The sequence below is a fragment of the Mesorhizobium sp. M4A.F.Ca.ET.022.05.2.1 genome, assembly GCF_003998845.1.
GTDB lineage: Bacteria > Pseudomonadota > Alphaproteobacteria > Rhizobiales > Rhizobiaceae > Mesorhizobium.
Genome location: NZ_RZOJ01000698.1, coordinates 1 through 1,502, shown reverse-complemented (window position 1 = coordinate 1,502; position 1,502 = coordinate 1). Strand labels below are relative to the sequence as shown.

Annotated in this window: 1 protein-coding gene and 1 pseudogene; both read left to right on the top strand. The window is 65.2% G+C overall.

Going from position 1 to position 1,502, the window contains the following annotated elements:
- Nucleotides 1-424 (top strand): annotated as a pseudogene (locus tag EN745_RS34670) (beta-ketoacyl-ACP synthase); the annotation flags it as partial.
- A gap of 38 nt (nucleotides 425-462) precedes the next feature.
- The gene (locus tag EN745_RS34665; RefSeq protein ID WP_126054136.1) at nucleotides 463-1,488 is read left to right on the top strand and encodes a zinc-binding dehydrogenase; all 1,026 of its coding nucleotides are present in this window, start codon (nucleotides 463-465) and stop codon (nucleotides 1,486-1,488) included.
- The last annotated feature ends 14 nt before the right edge of the window (nucleotides 1,489-1,502 follow it).

Genomic DNA, 1,502 nt, shown 5'->3' with positions numbered 1-1,502 from the left:
GCCAGACGGTTCGCCGGCGATCGCGGCGGTGCGCGCCGCGCTTGCCGATGCCGGCCTGAGCGAGGACGAGATTGACTACGTCAACGCGCATGGCACCTCGACGCCGGAAAACGACAAGATGGAGCATCTGTCGCTGTCGACCGTGTTCGGCGGGCGGATCGGCTCGATGCCGATCTCGTCCAACAAGTCGATGATCGGCCACACCCTGTCGGCAGCCGGCGCGGTCGAGGCCGCTTTCTCGCTGATGACGATGCGCGAAAGCGTCATCCCGCCGACCATCAACTACGACAATCCCGACCCGGCGATCGTGCTCGACGTGGTGCCCAACAAGAAGCGTAATGCCGAGGTGGGCACCGTTTTGTCGAACTCCTTCGGCTTCGGCGGCCAGAACACGTGCCTTGTCATGGCGAGGGAACCGGTCTAAGCGGACGTTTTCCCGCTTTTGACGAACTGACAGGCCCCATGCGCGCATTGCAACTTATCGAGGACCGCCGTCTTGAAACGGTGGACCTGCCGCCTCCCCCGCCGCCTTCGCTTGGCGAAGTGACGCTGCGCATCAAGGCGGTGGCGCTGAACCATATCGACGTCTGGGGCTGGCGCGGCATGGCCTTCGCCAAGCGTAAGCTGCCGCTGGTCGTCGGCGCCGAGGCGTCGGGCGAGGTCGACGCCGTCGGCCCCGGCGTCTCCAGCCTCCTGCCGGGGCAATTGGTGTCGATCTATGGCGCGCGCACGTGCGGCCTTTGCCGTGCATGCCGCGAAGGACGCGACAATCTTTGCGAGCACGTCTCCGGCGTTCATGGCTTCCACCTCGACGGCTTCGCGCAAGAGAAGATCAATCTGCCGGCCCGCCTGCTGGTCCCCGCCCCGCCCGGCGTCACCGAGATCGGCGCGGCGGTCGCGCCTGTTACTTTCGGCACGGTCGAGCACATGCTGTTCGACAATGCGAAACTCGAGCCCGGCGAGACGATCCTCGTCCATGCCGGCGGCTCCGGCATCGGCACCGCCGCGATCCAGTTGGCGAAGAAGATGGGTTGCACCGTCATCACCACGGTCGGCTCGAACGACAAGATCGACAAGGCCAAGGCGTTGGGGGCCGACCATGTCATCAACTACCGCGAGGACCGTTTCGAAGGCGTCGTGCGCAAGCTGACCAAGAAGAAGGGCGTCGACGTCGTCTTCGAGCATGTCGGCGCCGACACCTTCGCCGGCTCGATGCTGTGCCTGAAGCGCGGCGGCCGCCTGGTCACATGCGGCTCCACCTCCGGCGTGTCGACACAGGTCAATCTGATGCAGCTCTTCCAGCAGCAGCTGAAGCTGCTCGGCTCCTTCGGCTGCCGCATGGAGAACATGGCCGATGCGATGCAGAAGATGGCGGCCGGCCTCGTCGCTCCCGTCATCGACACCGAGGTCGGCTTCGACGACATCGACGCGGCGCTGAAGCGCATGGAAGGCCGCGACGTGTTCGGCAAGATCATCCTGCGCGTCTAAGGCAAATGGTCGGC